Source organism: Neobacillus jeddahensis (assembly GCF_000612625.1).
In the GTDB taxonomy this organism is placed as follows: domain Bacteria; phylum Bacillota; class Bacilli; order Bacillales; family Cytobacillaceae; genus Neobacillus; species Neobacillus jeddahensis.
Window position 1 is genome coordinate 1 of record NZ_CCAS010000038.1, and the last position, 16626, is coordinate 16626.

The following is a 16626-nucleotide window of genomic DNA, read 5'->3' on the forward strand; positions in this document are numbered from 1 at the left end:
GTAAGATAAGAAAGTATAAATTTTGACTTTGAGAATTGTCCAGCTCCAGGCGCCATCGGCTCGAGGTCACAAGCCAATCCGACCAAAAGGTTAAAGAACAACCTTTCGGCCGGCTCGTCTTGTGCTTATCGACGATTACGGGCGCCTTGCGCTTTTCTTAGTGGATTAGTTTTTAAAAAAGGTCGCATCAATGTACTGCGCATTTTTGGTGGCCCCGCCGACCGTGACGAACGAGCAGGTCTTCATATTTCCGTTTTCCGTTTTCTTGATTCCGCTTAAGAGCACGCCATCCGTTATGCCGGTTGCAACAAAGAAGCAATCCTCTGTTTTGATAATATCATCCAATCTCAAGGGATTTTCGGGATGATCGATGCCCATGGTGCGACAACGATTCCATTCTTGGTCATCTTGTGGAAGTAGTTTTGCTTGGAAGTCCCCACCTAAGCATTTTAAAGCAGTAGCCGCAATGACTCCTTCAGGTGCACCGCCCGTACCAACTAAAATATCAACATCAATCCCATCCAGTGCGGTTGCGATGGCACCAGTAATATCAACATCAGAAAATAACTTGAGGCGGGCGCCTGCTGAAAGAACCTCATTCATTAAGGCGGTATGACGTGGGCGATCTTGAATCATTACCGTTAAATCCTCGACCTTTTTTCCCAATGCCTTCGCTACCGCCATCATATTTTCCGTTAACGATAATTCAATATCAATACATCCTTTTGCTCCTGGGCCGACTGCTAACTTTTTCATGTACATATCTGGGGCATGCAATAAACTACCACGCTCTGCAACAGCGATCACGGTTAGGGAATTTTCTTGTCCTTTTGCCATCAAGGTAGTTCCCTCGACAGGGTCCACCGCAATATCCACTAGTGGACCGACTCCCGTTCCAAGCTCTTCATTAATATAAAGCATGGGGGCCTCATCCATTTCCCCTTCACCGATGACAATTTTTCCGTTCATGTCGATTGTGTTCATACGCTCCCGCATCGCACCAGTACCCGCACCATCTGCTTCTAGTTTATTTCCCTTTCCAATCCATGGATAAGCAGCGATGGCTGCCTGTTGAGAGACAGCAAGAAAATCCATCACTAATCCTTGTGTACAGACCCGGCTTTTTGTTTGCATATTGTTATCCTCCAGTTAATCAGTTTCTTTTGAAGGCTGTCGCAGCTCGCTCATCTGATTTAACTCTTAACAGCATGAACCGTTTAGAAGAAATTCTTTTTCTTTATCCATGATTTGGTCGATTTTTCTTGCGGAGTTCCCACCTTGGAAGGAAACCTTCAGGTAGGCCTCTGCGACCTTCTTAGCCAGTTCCACACCGATGACTTTCGCGCCTATTGTCATGATTTGCGCATTGTTGCTTAGCTGGGCCCGTTCAGCTGAAAAGACATCATGGCACTGGGCGGAGCGAATACCTGGAACCTTATTGGCAGCAATCGACATTCCGATGCCAGTGCCACAAAATAGAATCCCTCGGTCCAGTTTGTTCGCCATGATATCCGTTGCTACCTGAAAGGCAACCCCAGGATAGTCGACTTCGTCATTAGAATAGCAACCATAGTCAACGACTTCATGACCTAAGCTAGTAATATATAACTTTACTTCCTCTTTCATTTGAAAGGCATTGTGATCTGATCCGACGCCGATTTTCACGATTATCACTCCAATTTGTTTTATTTATCTGTATTCTTTCATTTATTTTCGTTTATGTCAATATTATTCTTTGTAAACGAAAAATAATGAAAGCAAATGAATTTAAAAATAATAGTGTTTTCGGAGTATAAAAGTGAATATATAAGGGATAAATATGGAAATTTGTTAATTATATAAAAAAATTCAACTTATTTAAATTATTTTTTTCATTTATTTTCAATTGAAAAAAACCTCTAAAAAAACAATTGACAAAACAAAAACAAATGATAATATTCTAAATAGATAAACAACTTATTTGCTGATTGATTTTGCAAACGCTTGCTGAGATTAAGGGTTCAATCTAAAAAGGGGGAATTAGCAAATGACGATTAAGTTTGGTTGTCACGGATCAACGTGGGTACTTGATTATGACGAGAAAGTGGACTGCTTAGATCATCTCTTGGATACCGTCAAGAAGGCTGGTTTTAAAGGGATTGATGTTCAGTATGCACTATTGGGGCAATACAATGAGGCTCCAGAAAAACTGAAAGAGAAACTTGACAGTATGGGTCTTGAATTAGCGGCCTTGACGTTACCTTTCAGTTGGGAAAGTGATCATGAATCAGAAGAAGAGAAGCAACGGGCAGATTATTATATAAATTATTTAAAACACTTCCCAAATGCAAAATTAAATCTACCAGCGCGTGTAGGTCCGAATCGCGACAATTTAGTAAAAAGACAACGAGACATTATTAGTTGTGTAAATGCTGTTGGAAAACGAGCGACTGAAAACGGTGTAGTCGCAGTATTTCACCCCCATTCACCTGCAACTTCTTACTTTAGAATTGAAAGCGATTATGCACTCCTTTTTGAAGAATTAGACACAAGATATGTGGGCTATACTCCAGATGTAGGCCATATTGCCGCTGGTGGAATGGATCCAGTCGAAGTGGTTCGAAACCATCTCTCCATCATCAAGCATGTACATTTTAAAGATTGTTCGAACAGGTTTGAGTGGAAAAAGATGGGCTACGGCGATATTGATTTCCCGGCAATTGTTCAAGCGCTTGTTGATTATGGTTATGATGGTTGGATTATGGTCGAGGAAGAAACAGAAGAAACAAAAACCAATGCTGATCAATGTATCCATGATATTAGTGGCTATGTGGATGAAAAATTGAAGCCGATTATTAATGGGGTGAAAATCTCGTGAGGAACCGACATATTCCTTCCCTGCTTGTTACCGAAGTGTTCTTTCCTGTAAAAGATGAAAAGGGGTTCGCAGCAAGTGTTGTCGAGAAATTGGGGGCAGAAGGATTCTATCAATCTTTCGAAATTGGTACAGGTTATGATCAAGAGGATCGAAAAAGGATTTTACAAGCAAAGGAAAAAAATAATCTATCGATTCTACAGTGGTTAACCTTTTTAACCTATAAGACAGACCTAAATGTCTCGGCGCTTGATGCGCAATTGAGAGAAAAAACCATTAGAGAAATTAAAGCTAGTTTATATCTAGCGGCCGAGTGTGGCGTGTCAACGGTTGCTTTGGTACCTGGACCGGATCCGGGCGCACACTTGCGAAAGGCAGGACTGGAAGCATTCTTTGAAAGTCTCTGTGAAATTTGTGAGGAAGCCGCTACGTTTAATATGCATGTGTCGGTAGAAGCGATGGACCGAGAAGTGCATAAAAAGCGGGTGTTAGGGCTAACAAGTGAAGCGGTTCCTATTATTGAAAAAGTAAGAGCGCACTATCAAAATGTCGGGCTAGTTTTTGATACCGCTCATGTCACGCTAAATGGTGAAGAGATCTTTACCTCACTGGAATTAGCAAGGCCAGTGATGGACCGCCTTCATTTTGCGAATGTTGTCGTGGATCCGAAGAGCGATTTATATGGGGATCATCATATGCCTATTGGTGAACCAGGATTTCTAACGTTGGATAAAATGACGCAAATTTTGCAAAGGGTGGATGAACTCGGCATTCAGTCTGAACATGGCTTGCCTGTAACGATTGAAGTGCAGGGAAGAGACCATAACGATCATTTTGCCAATGAAAAATCGATTAGAGCCATTTTAGAACAAGCCTTGAATTTAGTTGGGAGTAAGTAAGCTCATTTTCAATAGAATAGAAGAATAAATGCTATTAAATTTTACCAATCACTCTATCCTTTTCTCGCCGCAAAAGAAGGGGATGCTTTTTTCGACACCCTTGAAAGCGCTATCTAAGGTTTGATATAAAATTGAACGATAAAAAGGTAGGAGGAACAGTATGAAAACAGAACAAGCGCTTCAGGCAGATCTGCCCGTCCAGGCAGCGAAAACGAAGAAGAATTTCCGTTGGACCGTTGTTATTTGGCTGCTAATTGGGGGAATTATTAACTATCTTGATCGAACAAACCTTTCCATTGCAGCTCCAGCAATGATTGAGGAGTTAAACTTAAATATGACGCATATTGGTCTTTTAGGTACGATTTTTTCTTGGACCTATGCCGTCATGCAGCTTCCTTCCGGTTGGTTAATTGATAAATTTGGTGCGAAGCGCGTTTATTCGATTGCGGTTCTGTGGTGGAGTGTTGCCACAGCATTAACGGGTGCGTGTAACAAAATGCTCACTTTAATTGGAGCCAGATTCTTACTTGGCGTCGGGGAAGCACCGTGTATGCCGTCTAATGCAAAAATTACCGCGCAATGGTTTCCGAAAAGTGAACGCGGCTTAGCAACAGGGTTCTGGGATGCCTCTTCGAAAGTGGGACCGGCTCTTGCACCACCCATTCTCGTAGCCATTCAAATGGCATTTGGCTGGCGTGCATTATTTTTCATTACTGGTGCTATTGGTATTGTGTTTATCCTTCTATTTATGAAGTTTTATAAATCGCCAGATCAAAGTAAACTGCTTTCTAAAGAAGAATATGACTATATTAAGGCTGAAGGCGGCGCAAGCAACGATTCCGTTGAATCGACGAATATTAAATGGAGAGAGTTGTTTAAGTATAAAAGTGTTTGGGGAATGATCTTTGGCTTCTTCTGTACCATTTGGATTTGGAATATCTTCCTTACTTTCTTACCATTATATCTATTAAACACGCAGAATGTTAGCTTTAAAGAGCTCGGTATTTATGCCGCTATCCCTTGGGTTGGCGGGATTGTTGGTAACCTTGGCGGCGGTTATATCACAAAAGTGTTAGCTGATAAGAAAATTTGTTCACCTATCAACGCGAAACGTGGACTTATTGCTGTCAGTGCTCTATTAGCTGCAGTATTTGTGATTATCCTTCCATTTGTGCATGGATTAGCGATTACGATTACATTAATGACACTTGCTCTATGTGTTATTTCAGCGATTACAGGCAGTGCTTGGGCATTGTCAGGTGACGTTGCGCCACCTGCTATGGTGGGTTCTGTCGGGGCCATTCAAAACTTCGGCGGTTACTTTGGCGGGGCATTTGCACCATTAGTAACAGGGATTATCTTAGATTCAACCGGTTCTTATTCGATCGCCTTTATCTCCGGTGGGATCATCGCTGGATTTGCTGCCTTCTTCTATTGGTTTATCGTTAAAGAGCCTATTAAACCTGCAGAAGCAAAATAGTTAAATGAATAAGAGGGCTGTTAATCACAGCCTTCTTGTTGTTTTACCATAATTTCTATGATGAATATGTAGGTTTTTGTCGAAAAAGGATAAAAAATTTCACTAATATGAAAATTGACACAATTTATTTCAGGGTATATGATAATAAATAAAAATAAACAATAAAAAACGAAAGTCTACATTTTGTTTTTACTTGAGAGGAGATGCTGGTTTGAAAAAAGTGATTAACAATCCTGAACAAGTTGTAGAAGAAACGATCGAGGGTTTCTTGGCAGCCTATAAAAGGTCTTATCAAAAAGTAGAAAATGTAAACGGTATCGTTCGGCGTGATCGGAAAGATAAAGTCGCGATTGTTACGGGCGGTGGCAGTGGACACGAGCCCTTATTTTTAGGATTAATTGGCGAGGGACTTGCCGATGGCGTCACTCTTGGAAACGTATTTGCTGCTCCACCGCCAACGAATGTGTTTGAAGTGGCAAAAGCTGTGGATGCTGGTAAGGGAGTTCTCTTTATTTACGGTAATTATTCTGGCGATGTTCTAAACTTTGGCATGGCAGTCGAATTACTTGAAATGGAAGGGATTACGACGAATACGGTCTTAGTGACGGATGATGTTGCCTCCGCTCCAACAGAGCGAAAAGACGAGCGCAGAGGAATAGCTGGCGATATTTTTGTGGTTAAAATCGCTGGTGCGGCTGCGGAAAAGGGCCTGTCATTAGAAGAAGTCACGAAGGTTACCCAAAAAGCGAATGATCATACTTTCTCTATTGGCGTTGCCTTAGCTCCTGGGACAATACCAGGCGCGACTGAGCTCCCATATACACTGGCAGATGATGAATTAGAAGTTGGGATGGGCATTCATGGCGAGCCTGGAATGGAACGGACGAAGATGATGCCAGCGGATGCTTTAACGGATAAGCTATTGGAAAAATTGCTAGCGGAAAGTAATCTTCAGTCTGGAGATGAAGTGGCGGTATTAGTGAATGGTTTAGGCTCCACAACCTTAATGGAATTATTTATAGTCAACCGACGAGTAGCGAAGGTTCTGGAGGAAAAAGGAATTCAAGCCTATGACATGGATGTTAACAGCTATTGTACAACACAGGAAATGGCGGGCTTCTCTATTACACTATTGAAGCTAGATAATGAATTAAAAGATTACTATAGTGCCCCGGCCGTTTCACCATATTATAAAAAAGAAAGTATTGGGGGGAACGTTTATGCCAAATAGTTTACAAGAAGTTCAATTAAATGCTGTCCAAGTTAAGGAAATGTTTCTATATGTGGGAGAAAAGGTTCGTGAGAACAAGCCGTTGTTAACCAAAATTGATAGCGCGATCGGTGATGGAGATCATGGGATTGGCATGTCTGTTGGGTTTACAAAAGCAGAAGAAGGCTTGCGTCAAAAAGAATTCACTACCATTAATGATGTCTTTAAAACGATTGGGATGTCGATGATTTCTACGATGGGCGGAGCTTCCGGGGTTATTTTTGGGACATTTTTTATTGGTGGAGTAAAGGGACTTGACCCACAAGAAGTGCTGACCTTGCCATTATTAGCACAAATTCTGGAGGGCTCTGTGAGTTCGATTAAGCAACGCGGGAAGGCTGAACGAGGAGATAAGACGATGATTGACGCGCTTGAGCCAGCGGTTGAGGGGTTAAAGCAAAGTGTGATCGGAAATCAGAGCTTACTAGAAGGGCTTAAAGTTGCGGAAAGCCTTGCCGAAAAGGGAGTAGAACAAACGAAGGAATATGTTGCGAAGTTTGGTCGTGCGAAGGCGCTTGGTGAAAGGGCGATTGGTCATCAGGATGCAGGGGCAACAACTGTTTGGATTATGTTTACAGCAATGCGGGAATGGGTCGAGAATGCTATCAACCAAGAATAGGACAGATAAGAAACTTCAGTTAGAACTCAATCATGAATAGGAGGAAAATACATGCGTTCCACTACAAAGTTTCAGGGAATTATTCCACCAGTATCGATCATCTTTAATGACCGAGGGGAATTGGATAAAAAGGGAATGGCGACCGTTATCGACTTTTTAATTGATGCTGGCGTCGATGGTTTGTTTTTTCTAGGAAGTGGTGGAGAGTTCTCACAAATGTCCGTGGAGGAACGCAAGGAAGTTGCGTCCTTTACAACGGAATATGTCAATGGCAGAGTTCCCGTCTTAATTGGGACGGGAAGTACAAGCACCCGTGAAGTAGTCCTGTTAAGTCAGCATGCGGAGAAAGTCGGCGCTGATGCGGTGGTCATCATTAATCCGTACTATTGGGCTTTGACAGAGGAAAATTTATTTGCTCATTATAGCGAGATTGCCAATTCTGTTCATTTACCAATTTTACTTTATAACTTCCCGACCTTATCGGGGCAGGATTTGAGTCCTGAATTCGTCCTCCAATTAGTTGAAAAGCATGAAAACATCGTCGGGATTAAGGAGACCGTCGAAAACATCGCCCATATTCGCGATATGATTTTAACGGTTAAAGGGAAGTTTCCAGACTTTGTCGTGTTCTCTGGCTTCGATGATCATTTATTCCCAACCTTGAGTCTTGGCGGGGATGGAGCCATTAGTGCCAGTGTCAATTTCGCCCCAGAGCTTGCGATAGGTGTCTACAAGGCATTCAAAGAAAATCGTATCGATCAAGCCGTAGCCTTACATAAACGCCTAGCCTTTATACCGACGATGTACAAACTAGATTCCCCTTTTGTCAATGTGGTGAAAGAAGCAATGAAGTTGAGAGGACTGGATATTTCAACACATGTACTACCACCAGCACGCTCCCTTAATAATGAAAAGCTTGCCGAACTGAAAACCATACTGGTGAAGGCGGAATTGCTGCCAGACCCAAGTGGTGTGCAAGTGTAAAACTATTTGAAAAAGATCTCCGCGATGGGATCTTTTTTAACCGCTTTTCATTGTCAATACGAGTAGAAAGGGAGAGAACTATGTCGAAAATAAGAAGAATGTCGAAGATTTTTGCAAAGGATGGGAAGTCGATTACGCTCGCGCTGGATGGATACTATTTTTCTAGTAAAACAGATGGGATAGATAAAACCATTCACCTCCTGCCCAAGTTAAAGGAATTAGGACTTGATGCCGTGATCGTTACCTATGGTATCGCTAAAATGCATGCAGAGTCTTTTGTTGACCTAGGATTAATTGTTCGTGCTGACCTGTCAACAAGTGTCTTTGACGCGCGCATTCCAGCTACAACAGATCTTCTAACGGTGGAGGACGCGTTAAAACTTGGGGCAGATAGTGTGATAGCGATGACTTTTCCTGGAGCCGAGAATGAAGTTGCCTCACATAAGCTTAGTTGGGAGCTTGCGAAAGCCGCTGATCATTGGAATGTTCCCTTTATGTGTGAAACGCTTCCTTATAGCTATCATGTGACAAGTCCGGAGTCTAATCAAATCGACGCGATTGCCGCAGCAGCCCGGGTTGGAACGGAGCTTGGTGCGGATATCATTAAGACAAGACTTACTGGAGAACCTGGTGATGTGAGAATCATTGATGCGGCCAAACGCCCTGTCCTTGTCCTAGGAGGTCCGAAGACAGAACGAATCCGTGACTATTTTCAATATGTGAAGCATTGCATGGATATGGGCGCCAAAGGTGTAGCAGTTGGACGTAATATTACACTCGACGACAATCCGTTAGGTGTTGTGGCGGGCTTAAATACCATTATTCATCAAAACGGGACAGTGGAGGAGGCGACAGTTGTCTATCAAAACGTCGGGTTAGCAGAACCGGTGAGCTAAAAGGGAAGAAGTTTAGGTTCCATTTGAAAAATTAGTTAAAGGAGAATTGTCAGGATGAGTACACAATTTGTTCCATCACTTCTCGTACCAGAAGTCTATTTTTCTGTTAAAAATGAAACGGGGTTTACAGTAAATTTGATTGAAAAGATGGCAGCAGAAGGGTTTTACCGTTCGTTTGAAATTGGTGATGTCGACGACCAACAGGAGCGAAGAAAAATCTTAGCATTAAAAGAAAGCTATGATTTTCAGCTTACGCAGTGGTTCACTTTTCTCATTGACAAAAACAATCTCGATGTTTCTTCTATTGATAGAAAGCTACGCGTGGAATCGGTGCGACAGATCAAAGATGCGATCCATCTAGCAGCAGAGTGTGGAGCGACCAATATTGCCTTTGTTCCTGGGCAAGACCCTGGGGAGGATCGTCGCCAAGAGGCAATCGAGGGATTTTATGAAAGTCTTTGTGAAATCTGTGCTGAAGCCACCACCTATCAAATGAATGTTCTGGTTGAACATCTTGATCGATATGCCCATAAGAAAAGGTTGATTGGACCAATCAAGGAAACGGTCCCTTTGCTTTCCGATGTGGCTGAAACATATCAAAATATTGGTCTTGCCTTTGATACGGCCCATGCCGCCCTGAATGGGGAGGACGTTTGTCAAGCTATGGAAATGGCGAAAGCACAGATTCACCAAATTCATTTTTCAAATGCTGTTTTGGATCAAACTAGTGCCCTATATGGGGATAATCATATGCCGATTGGGAAACCAGGCTTCTTAACGGTCGAGAAAATCAGTGATATTTTACGAAAAGCGGATGAACTTAGTCTCCAAGCTGAGAATGGTTTGCGCGTTGCTGTAGAAGTGAGGGGCAAGGATCAAGAAGCTGTCCACGCCAATGAAAAAACGACTCGGGCTATTTTAGAGCAGGCATTGAATTTAGTGGCTAGTCGTTAGTGAATGCGAGTTTGCAAGAATCGAGGAGGATGTTTTCATCATGAAGAAGCTTTGGATCGGTACGAATTGGAAGATGACGAAGACGATTGCCGAAGGGATTGCCTTTACAACTAGACTTAAGCAGATTTCTGAAACGCTCCCATCCGCTATTCAATTATTTATTATTCCGTCTCACACTGCTCTTGTGCCCATCAAGGAGTTTACGTCTGATTCCTCCATTTATTTAGGGGCGCAGAACATGCATTGGGAGGATGGCGGCGCCTACACAGGTGAGATTTCCCCAAGAATGCTAGCGGAAATGGGCCTTGATTTGATTGAACTAGGTCATTCGGAGCGAAGGCAATATTTTAATGAAACGGATGAAGCTATTAATAAGAAGGTCCATGCTGCCTTAGCCTATGCACTGAAGCCACTTATTTGCATTGGAGAAAATGCAGATCATAAGCATTATCACATTTCTAAAGAGACACTGGCTTCACAGCTGAAAATAAGCCTGCACGGGGTATCGAAGCAGCAAGCTAAAAATGTACTGATTGCCTATGAACCTGTTTGGGCCATTGGGGAACAAGGGGTCCCGGCTGATGCTGCTTATGTTGCAGAAATTCATGATTTTCTACGCCAGACTTTAATAGGTCTGTTTGAAGAGGTGGGGCTGGAGATTCCTATCTTGTATGGTGGAAGTGTGAATCATGATAATTTTCTTGAATATAGCAAACTAGAAAATGTAGATGGGTTATTTATCGGCAGGGCTGCGTGGGACATTGAGCAATTCAAAGAAATCCTTACACAACTAGGAGCGCAAGCAGCTCAGAAAAAGAGCTATATCGGATGACCAATCCCCACTTTAGAAGTCAGACCAGAATGGGTCTGCCTTGCTAAAGAGGGGTTTTTATGTGGAAAGGAACAGAAACAGTCCGTCTAGTCTGGAAGATGAGAGGGAAGAGGATTTTTAACATAGATAAGGTTTCTTTGCGTAAATAAAACCAAACAAAACAAAGTGAAAGTATATTTGAGATAAAAGGAATAAAATTTTAGCAGTTTCTGTCTTAAAACAGGACTTTTTTGCTGTTTACCTATATAATATGAGTACCAATATTATTTTAGGAGAATGTTTAGTAAATTATTGAAAAGAAATGAAAGGGTGAAACTATGTTTGCTGATCAACGCAGAAATCTAATTATCGAAATATTGACAGAAAAAGGAACAGTAACCGTAAATGATTTGTCCAGTTCACTTAGTATTTCTGCAGCTACGATACGATCGGATTTAAATCAAATGGAGAAACAAGGCTTGCTGATTCGTACCCATGGGGGAGCGATGTTAAAGGCGGAGGAGACAGATCCTTCCTTTGATAAAGCCTATGAAAATCGTGAAAAAAAATTCCGTGCTGAAAAGCAACGGATTGGGTATAGTGCCTTAAAATATATTCATGAAGGGCAATGTATTCTTTTAGATGCGAGCACGACCTGTTTTGAACTTGCGAAATATTTACGAGATACGAAAATGAAGTTGACGGTCGTGACAAGTGGTATCGCGACGGCTGCGATGCTGAAAGAAAATCCCTATTTAACGGTTATTATTGTGGGGGGGATTGTCCGAAACTCGTCCAATTCTGTTGAAGGCCTTCTAGGGGAAGAGCTGTTACGAAAAATTAATATCGATCTTCTGTTTACATCAGCCTATGCTTTTAATATCCGCGATGGGCTGTCTGATTTTAGTTTGTATGAGGTGGAATTAAAGCGAGTTATGGTTTCGGTTGCCAACAAAGTGATTACTTTACTCGATCATAGTAAATTGAATAAGAGTTCTAGTGCCACCTTTGCCCGTCCAATTGATATCGACTTGTTTATCACGGATGAGGATGTCTCCGAAGAAGTCCGTGAGTGTTTTGCTGCCAACCAAATCGCTTTAGAAATTGCGAAATAGTCTGGTTAGAAGTGAGCTACGGGTGGACGGTTTCCGCGGGCGGGGCCGAGCCGCTTTTCCCGCAAGCATTTGGAGCAGAAATCTGATGCCACCTTATATGGTGGCTTTTTCTATGTTGGAGAAATGAAAATTTTCCATCGTGTGATGTCTAACTCCTTGTGAGTGGGGCGCTTATCATGAATAAAGTGCCACGCCCACTAATCCAGACAGCAAAATGACATAGAGTGGATGCCAACGGAGCTTTAATAGGGCAAATAAGGATAAGCCAAAGATAAGTAGTAAGGTTACAGAATGATAGGAGACCTTTAACGTTACTAACTGATTGGATTTAGCAAAGCTGATGGCCGCATAGATGATTAAACTAGCGACAATCGGTTTTAATCCGTAAAACATCGATTGGACAATCGGATGATGGTGCACCTTGATGAAAAATGTAGCCACCACGATGACCAATATAATCGAAGGAAGTAATATGCCAATGGCCGCGATGATGGCCCCGATGAAACCGTCTACCGAGTAACCGATGAGAATGGCACTATTGGTTGCAATCGGACCAGGCGACATTCCCGCAATGGCAATCACATTTGTAAATTTTTCAGCCGTCATCCAGCCGTATTTTGTGACGGCTGATTCAATAAGAGGAATCATTGCATACCCACCGCCAAAAGCAACAAATCCCATTAAAAAGAATGTTTTAAATAATTGCCACAGTACCATAAAATAGTCCCCTTTTTCTATTTGTCTAGCTCCAGCGCCCCTGGACAAGGAGCTCCCGCTTTTCTATATTCCAGCACCCATGAAATAGCCGGGATCTTTAGTGGGATCATCTTCCTCATCATGTTTTAATTTGATGGTATAACCCAATTTGATTTTAATCATCGTGGTTACGATCCCTGTTACAGCCCCAAGAATAATGGCCAAAATTGGATGAATGAAAAATAACAACGGAATCCCTATAAGCATGATACAGAAGGTGACCTTATCGATGATGGCCGTCCGAGCTGTTTTGATGGCGGCATAAACGATGATGGCGACAATCGATGCTCTTATCGATACAAACGCTGCTTCTAATTTTGGATGATCATGAATGAAGAAATAGCAAAATCCTAATGTGAGTACGATTAAAAATGTAGGAAGGGAAACACCTAACATGGCAGCAAGCGCCCCGCGTACCCCGCCGATTCGCTGTCCGATAAAAGTGGCTGAATTTAGGGCCACCGCACCTGGTACCGTTTGTGATAGGGCAAACACTTCGGTCACATCCTCATTATTTAACCATTTTCGTTTATCGACTATTTCCTTCTCGATTAAAGGAATCATCGCATATCCCCCACCAAAGGTGACGGGGCTAATTTTAAAAAAGGTCCAAAATATTTGCCACAATAATTTCCACTGGTCCTTCATCGCGATCCCTCTTTCTTTTTCGATTGTTTATGAAAAACTTTCATTTTAGCTAATTTATTTATGGACATACCATCTATAACCTTACCAAAAGTTACGAGACGGGTAAATCGTTAATAGATGACAATTGGCCCTTATTAGTGAAAAAGTCTGATATCCAATCCATAAGTACTTGAAGGTTAAGGGCGATATAAGATGAAAACAGGCGAGTGCATGCAAAACTAGTTTGGGTATTTAGGCACAGAATGAAAATTCCGAATATAGTAAAAAAAGTGCGGAAAATTATTTACACTACACAAACAATGATATATTATTAAAGTAATAAAATATCATTTTATCTTAACGATAAAGGCAAACCTATTGAAAGATCGGGACGCAAAGCCACGGGCCTAAAGCAATTTGCTATGGTAGCCGGGTTACCGAAAAAGACGGAATACATTTCAAATCCGCCCTTTTTCAAGGCGGATTTTTTTATAGCTAATGTGGGTATTTAGACCTGTTTTCGGTGCGATTTGCTTGTGTAAAGGAAATTGAGAGGAGGTGAACTCATCATGAAAGATCGCGTAAAGTATGTATTAACAATTGGCGCTGTTGTTGCCGCAGCATTAGGACCAGTCATCAGTAAGCCTTGGTGGTAAGCACTTAAAGAGACTTGGACGATTCATAGGATTTCTGCCTAGAAGAACTCCAAGTCTGCTTTTCTATCTTGACATTAGGAGGTCATTGAAATTGAAATATTTTCTTTTACTAGCGATTGTCATCACACTTTTACAAAAAAGAAATCCACTTACCTTTATTAAAAATATTGAATTTCAATGGCCTCTTCTCCTGATTGTTAGCTTTGGAATACAAATTTCGCTTGTATTCATTACCATCGAGACAAAAACAAAGCTAGAACTGATCTTAGTATTAACCATAGTGGGAGTGATTGTCGGACTGTGGAAAAATAGAAAGGTAGCCGGTGTAAAATGGATGGTGATGGGCGCCATCTTGAATTTAGCAGCATTACTGATGAACGGTGGGTCAATGCCTGTTTCTGAAGAAGCACTCCTCCAAACAGGACAAGTAGAACTGGCATCATTCGTGACAGATTCGCGCCATCACTTGATGGAAGATAAATCATTGTTCTATTGGGTCTTAGGGGACTGGATCCCCGCTGCAGATTATGTATTAAGCCCAGGTGATGTGCTCGTTGGGATTGGAATTATGCTATTAATCATACTAAATTCATCAAAAATGAATACTTCAAGGTGAGCGCTATGAAAGTGATGAATTGGTATACGGTAAGTTTAGTCATCAGCGCATTAATTTCCCTATTATATGCTCTTACTGACCTGGATTCTCTTAATCTGACCATTTTCATTGTGATGACCGGAATCGTCATTATCCTTGAACTTTACCCGATTAAGCTGCCAAGTGGTGATCACTATGCCGCCAGTAATATTGGCTTTTTGTTTTTACTCCTTTATGGAGGATATTCCTATAGTGTACTAGCGATTTATTTAGCGACTCTTGCCTATTATCTTAAGAGTTTGCGAAGGAGGAGGATCCCTCTTAGTCGGCTGTTTGTTACGATTGGTATGTATATTGTATCGGTCCTTACCTCCTTTATTGCAATGAAATTATCTGCTCAGTTCCATATTTTGTTTCAGGTAGTCATGGTGGCATTGGTCTTTGAAATTAGTAATTTTATTGTTTTAGAAGGAATAGACGCAACAGTATTCAGGAAAAAAATGTTTACCAATTTAAAAACGAAAACGATTGAATTAATTATCCCGTTTATTGTTTGCGTTATTGTACTTTCCAGGTTGATTTTAATCAAATCAGATACAGCCTTAATCTTTTCGATCTTCTACTCATCGTTTTTTTTATTAATTGTCTATTTCTTTTCGCACGAATATTCAAAACAGCGTTCTTTTCGCAATAATACAACGAGTGCGTTCATCCAGGTTTTAGAAGGGCGCCTAACCCCAAGTTTATCTGGGCATGGCAATCGCGTTGGATTGATCTGTGAATCACTGCTCGACGATCTCGCTTATCCGAAACGGAAACGGAATGACTTGGTGCAGGCCGCGGTCATTCATGATCTTGGTAATGCCCTAATTCCAAGTCATATTTTTCAAAAGCGTGGACACCTAACCTTATCCGAGGAAAGGGAATATAAAAGCCATCCAGAAAAAGCCGTGGAAATGGTTAAAACCTTGTTTCCGAACGAGGAGTTTTCAAACGGAATTTTATATCACCATGAACGCTGGGATGGGAAAGGCTTTCCGAAAGGGCTACGTGAAGAGGAAATTCCACTGGAGGCGCGGATTATTGCGTTGGCAAATGAATTAGATCATATTCTTGCCCGCTATCACGATCCGGACACCATTTTAAAATTAGTACAAGAAAGAGGAGGGACGGTGCTCGATCCCAGCTTAGTGGAAAAGGTAAGATTGGATCATATTGAAACGATGCTCGATGATTTGCGGGATCTCTGGCCAATTCCGGATACACAGGCCGTTAACGAGCTATCGGAGAACCCCTATGCAACTGATTCATTTGCCCATATGGGGGGATCATTCTTTATTCATGTAAGGGATGGACAAGCACTTTCTCCGATCCAAGAACTTCCGACTAGTTTTCTTCAATCTCTAGTGAATACAGCTATAGAACGGCGAGAACTAGTACATGAAACTTTTAATCACAACCAACTCACCTTAGATCTCCACGCTCAAACACTCGATAACGGAGAGGTTGCGATATTTGCTCATGATGTAACCCCTTATCTTACATTTAGAAAGAAAATGGAACTGAATATTTTGGAATCTTATGTAGAGGTGATTGAGACATTATCAGGCGGAAAGTTCAAGCTTCACTCTTCTCAAGAAAACCTAGAGGGTGAAATCGGTGACTGGTTAGCGGAAACTGCCATTAATAGTACTTCGGATGTCTCGAAATGTAGGGAATTGACCTTAGCCACACTCAAAGACCATCCAACCGAATTACAATCGATGAAGATTCAAGTTTCCGTGTCAGAAGCGGTGACCAATGTTCTCAAGCATGCAAGCGGAGGGAAGTTGGCGATTTACCGGAGTGAGAATAGATTGCAGTTCCTTATTTCTGATAAGGGATCAGGGATTCCTTTACATGAAATTCCGAAAACGATTTTGGTGTCGGGGTACTCAAGTAAGCGCTCGTTAGGGCAGGGCTTTAAAATGATTGCTAATTTTTCAGATAGAGCGTACAAGTCTATACGTCGTCCACAGGGACATCGCTTTTAATGCAGTACAATCTGTTAGAAAAAAGAAGTGGCGAACATGATCGCTTTTTGAAAAAGAGGAATCTTACTCATGAAATA

16 protein-coding genes and 1 riboswitch are annotated in these 16626 nt (G+C 41.7%); of the genes, 12 read left to right on the forward strand and 4 right to left on the reverse strand.

Translation table 11 applies throughout. From position 1 onward, the window contains the following. Nucleotides 1–165 precede the first annotated feature (165 nt). Together glpX and rpiB are read right to left on the reverse strand one after the other, a co-directional pair. Complete coding sequence (gene glpX, locus TY15_RS15525) at nt 166–1134, reverse strand: class II fructose-bisphosphatase (RefSeq protein ID WP_040203655.1); 969 nt, start codon at nt 1132–1134, stop codon at nt 166–168. A 66-nt stretch (nt 1135–1200) separates the two neighbouring features. Continuing rightward, a complete protein-coding gene (gene rpiB, locus TY15_RS15530) occupies nt 1201–1665 on the reverse strand; it encodes a ribose 5-phosphate isomerase B (protein ID WP_040203657.1) in 465 nt (154 codons plus the stop codon). 361 nt (nt 1666–2026) lie between these two features. Between rpiB and TY15_RS15535 the strand changes: the two genes are divergently transcribed. From TY15_RS15535 to TY15_RS15580, 10 genes are all read left to right on the forward strand, one after another. Further along, nucleotides 2027–2857 (forward strand): sugar phosphate isomerase/epimerase family protein, encoded by an 831-nt coding sequence (locus TY15_RS15535; RefSeq protein WP_040203659.1) that lies wholly within the window; start codon nt 2027–2029, stop codon nt 2855–2857. Beyond that, nucleotides 2854–3753: a sugar phosphate isomerase/epimerase family protein gene (locus TY15_RS15540; protein WP_040203660.1), complete on the forward strand. Its 900-nt coding sequence runs from the start codon at nt 2854–2856 to the stop codon at nt 3751–3753. Before TY15_RS15535 ends, TY15_RS15540 begins: the two co-directional genes overlap by 4 nt. 160 nt (nt 3754–3913) lie before the next feature. After that, nucleotides 3914–5233, forward strand: coding sequence for an MFS transporter (locus TY15_RS15545; protein WP_040203661.1), 1320 nt, complete (start codon nt 3914–3916; stop codon nt 5231–5233). A 220-nt stretch (nt 5234–5453) separates the two neighbouring features. After that, entirely contained in the window at nt 5454–6464 is a 1011-nt protein-coding gene (locus TY15_RS15550; protein ID WP_306454177.1) for a dihydroxyacetone kinase subunit DhaK, read from the forward strand. Beyond that, nucleotides 6454–7122, forward strand: a complete 669-nt coding sequence (dhaL, locus tag TY15_RS15555; protein ID WP_040203665.1) for a dihydroxyacetone kinase subunit DhaL — start codon at nt 6454–6456, stop codon at nt 7120–7122. Before TY15_RS15550 ends, dhaL begins: the two co-directional genes overlap by 11 nt. A 51-nt stretch (nt 7123–7173) precedes the next feature. Then, a complete protein-coding gene (locus tag TY15_RS15560) occupies nt 7174–8106 on the forward strand; it encodes a dihydrodipicolinate synthase family protein (protein ID WP_040203666.1) in 933 nt (310 codons plus the stop codon). Nucleotides 8107–8186: 80 nt separating this feature from the next. Further along, entirely contained in the window at nt 8187–9002 is an 816-nt protein-coding gene (locus TY15_RS15565) for a class I fructose-bisphosphate aldolase (protein WP_040203669.1), read from the forward strand. A gap of 54 nt (nt 9003–9056) precedes the next feature. Then, entirely contained in the window at nt 9057–9956 is a 900-nt protein-coding gene (locus tag TY15_RS15570) for a sugar phosphate isomerase/epimerase family protein (protein WP_040203671.1), read from the forward strand. A gap of 40 nt (nt 9957–9996) precedes the next feature. Next, nucleotides 9997–10788 (forward strand): triose-phosphate isomerase, encoded by a 792-nt coding sequence (locus TY15_RS15575; RefSeq protein ID WP_040203673.1) that lies wholly within the window; start codon nt 9997–9999, stop codon nt 10786–10788. Between the two features lie 317 nt (nt 10789–11105). Beyond that, nucleotides 11106–11882 (forward strand): DeoR/GlpR family DNA-binding transcription regulator, encoded by a 777-nt coding sequence (locus TY15_RS15580; protein WP_040203676.1) that lies wholly within the window; start codon nt 11106–11108, stop codon nt 11880–11882. Between the two features lie 174 nt (nt 11883–12056). On the opposite strand, the gene TY15_RS15585 is transcribed toward TY15_RS15580, so the two are convergent. Further along, on the reverse strand, nt 12057–12599 hold the full coding sequence (locus tag TY15_RS15585) for a chromate transporter (protein ID WP_040203678.1): 543 nt from the start codon (nt 12597–12599) through the stop codon (nt 12057–12059). Between the two features lie 63 nt (nt 12600–12662). Beyond that, nucleotides 12663–13286, reverse strand: coding sequence for a chromate transporter (locus tag TY15_RS15590; protein WP_040203680.1), 624 nt, complete (start codon nt 13284–13286; stop codon nt 12663–12665). A 337-nt stretch (nt 13287–13623) separates the two neighbouring features. Beyond that, nucleotides 13624–13707: riboswitch (cyclic di-GMP riboswitch) on the forward strand. A gap of 305 nt (nt 13708–14012) precedes the next feature. On the opposite strand from TY15_RS15590, the gene TY15_RS15595 reads away from it, so the two are divergent. Next, nucleotides 14013–14537, forward strand: a complete 525-nt coding sequence (locus TY15_RS15595; RefSeq protein ID WP_040203681.1) for a DUF5317 family protein — start codon at nt 14013–14015, stop codon at nt 14535–14537. 5 nt (nt 14538–14542) lie between these two features. Next, a complete protein-coding gene (locus TY15_RS15600) occupies nt 14543–16549 on the forward strand; it encodes an HD domain-containing phosphohydrolase (RefSeq protein WP_040203683.1) in 2007 nt (668 codons plus the stop codon). Nucleotides 16550–16626 lie beyond the last annotated feature (77 nt).

Coding starts and splice junctions, on each gene's coding strand:
- TY15_RS15585 (WP_040203678.1), bottom strand. CDS start 12,599: ATGGTACTGTGGCAATTATTTAAAACATTCTTTTTAATGGGATTTGTT.
- TY15_RS15545 (WP_040203661.1), top strand. CDS start 3,914: ATGAAAACAGAACAAGCGCTTCAGGCAGATCTGCCCGTCCAGGCAGCG.
- TY15_RS15575 (WP_040203673.1), top strand. CDS start 9,997: ATGAAGAAGCTTTGGATCGGTACGAATTGGAAGATGACGAAGACGATT.
- TY15_RS15535 (WP_040203659.1), top strand. CDS start 2,027: ATGACGATTAAGTTTGGTTGTCACGGATCAACGTGGGTACTTGATTAT.
- TY15_RS15600 (WP_040203683.1), top strand. CDS start 14,543: ATGAAAGTGATGAATTGGTATACGGTAAGTTTAGTCATCAGCGCATTA.
- TY15_RS15560 (WP_040203666.1), top strand. CDS start 7,174: ATGCGTTCCACTACAAAGTTTCAGGGAATTATTCCACCAGTATCGATC.
- TY15_RS15580 (WP_040203676.1), top strand. CDS start 11,106: ATGTTTGCTGATCAACGCAGAAATCTAATTATCGAAATATTGACAGAA.
- dhaL (WP_040203665.1), top strand. CDS start 6,454: ATGCCAAATAGTTTACAAGAAGTTCAATTAAATGCTGTCCAAGTTAAG.
- TY15_RS15570 (WP_040203671.1), top strand. CDS start 9,057: ATGAGTACACAATTTGTTCCATCACTTCTCGTACCAGAAGTCTATTTT.
- TY15_RS15565 (WP_040203669.1), top strand. CDS start 8,187: ATGTCGAAAATAAGAAGAATGTCGAAGATTTTTGCAAAGGATGGGAAG.
- TY15_RS15590 (WP_040203680.1), bottom strand. CDS start 13,286: ATGAAGGACCAGTGGAAATTATTGTGGCAAATATTTTGGACCTTTTTT.
- glpX (WP_040203655.1), bottom strand. CDS start 1,134: ATGCAAACAAAAAGCCGGGTCTGTACACAAGGATTAGTGATGGATTTT.